This window comes from Streptomyces sp. NPDC031365, from assembly GCF_055569765.1.
This window is the reverse complement of record NZ_JBVIIM010000002.1, coordinates 540,013-545,189: the sequence shown is the minus strand read 5'-3', so window position 1 is coordinate 545,189 and position 5,177 is coordinate 540,013. Positions and strand designations below refer to the sequence as shown.

At 70.6% G+C, this 5,177-nt stretch carries 4 protein-coding genes; 1 reads left to right on the top strand and 3 read right to left on the bottom strand.

Translation table 11 applies throughout. The features are described from left to right. Window positions 1-106 precede the first annotated feature (106 nt). Window positions 107-2,275: a VCBS repeat-containing protein gene (locus tag ACZ5C2_RS05125; RefSeq protein WP_468786672.1), complete on the top strand. Its 2,169-nt coding sequence runs from the start codon at window positions 107-109 to the stop codon at window positions 2,273-2,275. Window positions 2,276-2,331: 56 nt separating this feature from the next. On the opposite strand, the gene ACZ5C2_RS05120 is transcribed toward ACZ5C2_RS05125, so the two are convergent. The 3 genes from ACZ5C2_RS05120 to ACZ5C2_RS05110 form a co-directional block, all read right to left on the bottom strand. Next, window positions 2,332-3,285 carry an ROK family glucokinase gene (locus tag ACZ5C2_RS05120; RefSeq protein ID WP_468786670.1) on the bottom strand — a complete coding sequence of 318 codons (954 nt, stop codon included), beginning with the start codon at window positions 3,283-3,285 and terminating at the stop codon, window positions 2,332-2,334. A 126-nt stretch (window positions 3,286-3,411) separates the two neighbouring features. Then, the gene (locus ACZ5C2_RS05115) at window positions 3,412-3,948 is read right to left on the bottom strand and encodes a DUF5304 domain-containing protein (RefSeq protein ID WP_468786668.1); all 537 of its coding nucleotides are present in this window, start codon (window positions 3,946-3,948) and stop codon (window positions 3,412-3,414) included. 58 nt (window positions 3,949-4,006) lie between these two features. After that, window positions 4,007-5,177, bottom strand: a 1,171-nt coding sequence (locus tag ACZ5C2_RS05110; protein ID WP_468786666.1) for an ArsA family ATPase, incomplete at its 5' end; no start/stop codon positions are given.

The window sequence follows — 5,177 nt, the reverse complement described above, 5'->3', positions numbered from 1 at the left end:
CGTTCGGCTACCTCACCCCGGCCGAAACCAGGCAACGGCACCAGCACGCTCTCGCGGCATAGCGATCACGTGTCCGAGATCACGGGGAAACTTCACCACCTACCCGGTGTACATCGACCCTTCGGTCAGCGGATCACGTGAGGCGTGGACCATCGTCTACAAGAAGTACCCCGGCACCTCCTTCTACAATGGCGCAGGCTGGGTGAACCTCGACGGCAGCAAGGGCACGACCACCGCCCGTATCGGATACGAGAACCTGACCGACGGCACCGCCCGCTCCTTCTTCAGGATGGACTCCAACAACCTCTGGAACACCGACAAGGTCGTCTCCCGCTCCGTGTTCCGGGTCAAGAACAGCTGGTCCTGGTCCTGCACAGACCGCACCGCCGAGGTGTGGCTCACCGGCACCATCAGCTCGTCCACCTCTTGGAACAAACAACCCTCCTGGTCACGCGAGTTGGACTCCGTCAACGACTCCAAGGGTTACAGCAGCAGTTGCCCGGCCGGAAACCTCGCCTTCGACGTGACCTCCGCTGCCAAGGAATCGGTCACCAAGAAGTGGAACAACATCACGCTCGGCATGCGCGCTTCCTCTGAGACCGATGTGTATGCCTGGAAGAAGTTCGACGCCAAGTCCGCGGTGCTGTCCACCACCTACAACACCCGCCCGTCGCCCGCATCGAGCCTGGACACCATCCCCAGCACGAAGAACGCTGATGGGTGTGGTGATACGGCCCCGTACGGGCTGATCGGCAACACTGACGTCTACCTGACCGCCAAGGGCAGCGACAGGGACGGCGACAGTGTCAACGTCAGGTTCCGCCTGTGGGCCACGGGCCACCACCCCAATGATGATCCGAACGGGGTCATGATCGTTGATACGACCGCCGTGGTCTTCTCAGGAACCGTGGCCAAGGTCAAGGTCGCCAAGGCCCAGTTGCAACCGCATCTGGCAACCGCGAACGGCAACTTCTCCTGGAAGGCCCAAACCAACGACGGCTCGCTTTACGCCGACTGGACTCCCGCAACAGGCACGCCCGGCTGCCGCTTCGTCTTCGACCCCAACCGGCCCAGCACTCCGCCCGGAGTGGCCTCAAGCCAGTTCCCCGACGGCGCAAGCGGCTGGCCGTCCCAGACCGGCAGCGTGCGCACCGGGGGCACCTTCGCCTTCGCCAGCGGCGGCGTCGCCGATGTCACCAAGTACGAGTACTGGAGCAACTGGGATACCACCCGTCGTACCGCCACCCCCAGCGCTGCGGGCGGCTCGGTCTCGGTAGAACTCACGCCCACAGTCGCCGGTGCCAACCAGCTCTACGTCCGCAGCCTCGACAAGGCCGGCAACTACTCCGATACCACCACCTACCTCTTCTACGCCAACGGCCCCACGACCCCGGACAAGCCCGGCGACCTCAACGGCGACGGCAACGCCGACCTGTGGGCCGTCGACCCGGCGGGCACCCTGTTCCCCTTCTTCGGAGCTGGCGACGGCACCGTCGCCAAGGCGGCGTTCAGGTCCACCGCCCTCGACCTCACGGGCGCGGGCATCACCCACCGGGGAGACTGGACCGACGACGGCTACGAAGACCTCATCGCGCTGCGCCACGACACCACGCTCGGCGCCAAGCGCCTGTGGCTGCATCCGAACAACGGCTTCGGATACGCCTGTTCCGCCTGCGAGAGCGGCCCAGAGCGGAGGGAGCTCACCACGTACGATCCCGCCAACAACCATTGGCGCGACGCGGACCAGATCCTGGCCATCGGCGATGTCGACGGACCGCTCGACGCCGACGGAGACGGCACCCTCGACGCCCCGGGCTATCCGGACCTCCTGGTCAAGGAGGGGGACCTGCTCTGGCTGTATTTCGGTGCTCCCGACAATCGCCTGGACTCGAACCAGGAACCGGTACTGATCGGTCCGGACGGCTGGAATTCCATGGACCTGCTCGCCACCGGTGACACGAATGCGGATGGCCGCGTCGACCTCGGGGCCCGTGACCGAACGACGGGTGATCTCTACGCCTACCGTGGTACGGGCGATCACGGCGACGGTCTGGCGGACCAGTCTGCCAAAGTGCTCTCCGGCCTCAACTTCTCCGCTGTCGGCGTTCCCTTGATCACCTCTCCCGGCGACGCGGACCACAGTGGTCAGTACTTCACCGCCTGGTTCATCCGCAGCGACAACGCCCTGTGGAGCTATACCAAGCTGGGCAGTGGCGGCGCGGGGACCATGAGCAAGGTCAGTGACGGCTGGGAGGGCTACCAGGCCCTCAGCTGACGTCTGCGCCCGCCGTCCCGGGCTGGGGCGGCGGGCGCAGGTGTGCACGTACGGAGTCACATGATCGGGTCCGGTTCGCGGGCCAGGTCCGCCGCGCCGACGAGGCCGGCCTTGTTGCCGAGCCGGGCGCCGAGGACTTCGGCGACCGGGCGCCAGTTGCCGCCCACCAGCCAGCGGCGGTAGGACTTGCGGATCGGGCCCAGGACCAGTTCGCCCTCGTCGGAAAGGCCGCCGCCGACGATGAAGGCGGAGGGGTCGAAGAGGGAGGCCAGGTCGGCGAGGCCGGCGCCGACCCAGCGGGCCAGCTCGCGGTAGGAGTCGACGGCCACCCGGTCGCCCTGGCGGGCGGCCATGGAGACGTGCTTGCCCTCGATGCCGTCCGGGGTGCCATCGCCGAGAGAGAGGAGGGTCTCCGCGTTCTCGGGGGTGGCGTTGGCGCGCTGCTTGGCGTAGCGGACCAGGGCGCGGCCGGAGGCGTACTGCTCCCAGCAGCCCTGCGAGCCGCAGCCGCACAGCAGGCCGTCCGGCACCATGCGGATGTGGCCGAACTCGGCGGCCACGCCGAAGTGACCCCGGCGCAGCTTGTTGCCGATGATCACGCCGCCGCCGAGGCCGGTGCCGAGCGTGATGCAGATGACGTTGCGGTGGCCCTTGCCCGCGCCGAACTTGTACTCGCCCCAGGCGGCGGCGTTGGCGTCGTTCTCCACGACCACCGGGAGACCCACACGGGCCTCGACCTTCTCCTTGAGCGGCTCGTTGCGCCAGTGGATGTTGGGGGCGAAGTAGACCTCGGAGCGCTGGCGGTTGACGTAACCGGCCGCGCCGATGCCCACGCCGACGATGTCGTGTCCGGCGCGCGCTCCTTCCACCGCGGAGGCGATGGCGTCCACGATCCCCTCGGGCGTGCCCGGAGTCGGCACTTTGTGGGTCGAGAGGATGGTGCCTTCCTCGTCGACCACGCCCGCCGCGATCTTGGTGCCGCCGATATCGACGCCGATGGTGAGTCCCATGAATCCCTCAGTTCCGGTCGAGCCCCGCTACCGCCAACGGTACCCGAGGCGCCGCCCGGGAGGCCCCGGCGTCCGTACGGTGGGCTACCCGGCGGACACCATGGGTGTCCCACCGGGTCCCGTGGGTCAGTCCAGGTCGATGTGCTCGCCGGGGCCGGTGCCGGGGTCGTCACCTGGGTTCCGGCGTTCGTCGAGGTCGCGCGGATCGGTGTCGCGGGCCGTCCAGCGGTGCTCCTGGTCCTGTACGGCGGAGCGGTAGGCGGCGAGGAGTTCGTTGCCGGCCGCGGCGAGGTGGTCGAAGACGTCCGGGTTGCGTTCGATGACGGGTTCGACGGCGGCCTTCGCCTGCTGGACGACCTGGCGGACGACCTGCTGCGCGGCGGGTCCGGCGACTGCGCCGAAGAGCGGGGACTGGAGGCCGGAGAGCTTGTCGGCGACCGCGTCGACGAGTTTCCTCAGCTCCTCGGCGGCCGAGCCGGGGGGCGGTCCGTACTGGGCGCGGCGGCGGGCCTTCTCCGCCTCCAGGTCCTCGGCGGCGGCGGTCGCCCAGGCGTCGGCGTCGGATGCGCCGGCGGTCGTCCGTACGTCGTCCACCGGCTTGTCGACGCTCTCGTCCCTGGCCTTGTCCCCGGCGTCGTCGGACGGGGGGAGCTGTTCGCTCATGACGGACTCCTTGACTGCGGGTGGCACTCTCGACGGTACCCGAACGGCCGTCGGCGCTTCACCGGGTGCGCGGCCACAGCCCGGGATCCGGCCGGAACCGGACGTGCAGCTCGCCCTCGCGCAAGGCCGCTCCGTCGACCGTGCAGCGGCGCAGCGCGGAGGGCAGCGGGACGGTGCGACGGAACGGTCCGGCGGTGACGACCAGTTCGTCGCCGCGCCGTATGAGGTCGAGTCCGTCGCGGTCGGCGCCCGGGAGGGGGAGGTGCCAGACCAGGACGCCGTCCTCGGCGAGGTGGTCGGTGACCGGCCATTCGACGGGAGCGGGGCGCGGCGTGACGCCCGGTACGGCGAGTGCGGCGAGGTCGTCGGTGCCGCGCGGGTCGCGTCCCAGGTGGGCGACCGGGTGGACGTCGTAGGACTCGCGCCACTCCTCCAGGGTCTTGCGCTGCTGGGCGACGGGGCCGGCGAGCCAGCTGTCCGCGTCGCTCTCCGGCAGGACGCGGGTCGCGATCAGCGCGTCGGTGGGCAGTCCACGCAGGGAGAGGCCGAGGGCGGCGGTGCGGACGGCGTCGGCGCCGGCGGGTCCCGGTTCGGCGACGAGGCGTACGGCGGTGTCGCGGTCGGCGAGTACGGCTTCGACCGCGGCGAGCTGGACGTCGAGGCGGGCCGCCGTCTCGTACAGCCACTCGGCGGGCAGCGGGACGCCGGCGAGGCGGCCGAGTACGGGGCGCAGGGCGCGGGCCGCTTGCCGTTCGGGCGGGAGGAGGCGGCGCAGGTAGCGGCGGAGTTCCTCGGGGAGAGCGAGGAGGGCCAGGGCGCGGGGAGTGGGTGGGAGGTCGACGACGACGAGGTCGTACGGCTCGTCCGACAGCGTGGCGTCGCGCAGGGCGCGCAGGACGGCGAGTTCCTCGGCGCCGGGGAGGGGGGCGATCTCGTCGGGTTCGAGGCGGGAGGCGCCGAGGAGGTTCAGGGCGGAGGCGGCGCGGGTCTGGAGGGCGGCGAGGTCGGTGTGGAAGCCGGCGTCCGGGTCGACGCGGCGGACGCTGAGCCCCGGTGGGAGCGCGTCCCCCAGGACGGGGGTCAGGGTGTCCGTGCGGTCGGTGCCGAGGAGCAGGGTGCGCGTGCCCTCGCGGGCTGCGGTGAGGGCGGTGGGGGGGGGGGGGGGGGGGGGGGGGGCGGCGCGGGGGGGGGGGGGGGGGGGGGGGGGGGGGGGGGGGAAGCAGAGAAGG

Excerpts from the sequence above, each read along its gene's own strand:
- ACZ5C2_RS05115 (WP_468786668.1), bottom strand. The coding sequence starts at position 3,948 with ATGAGCGAACAGCTCCCCCCGTCCGACGACGCCGGGGACAAGGCCAGG.
- ACZ5C2_RS05120 (WP_468786670.1), bottom strand. The coding sequence starts at position 3,285 with ATGGGACTCACCATCGGCGTCGATATCGGCGGCACCAAGATCGCGGCG.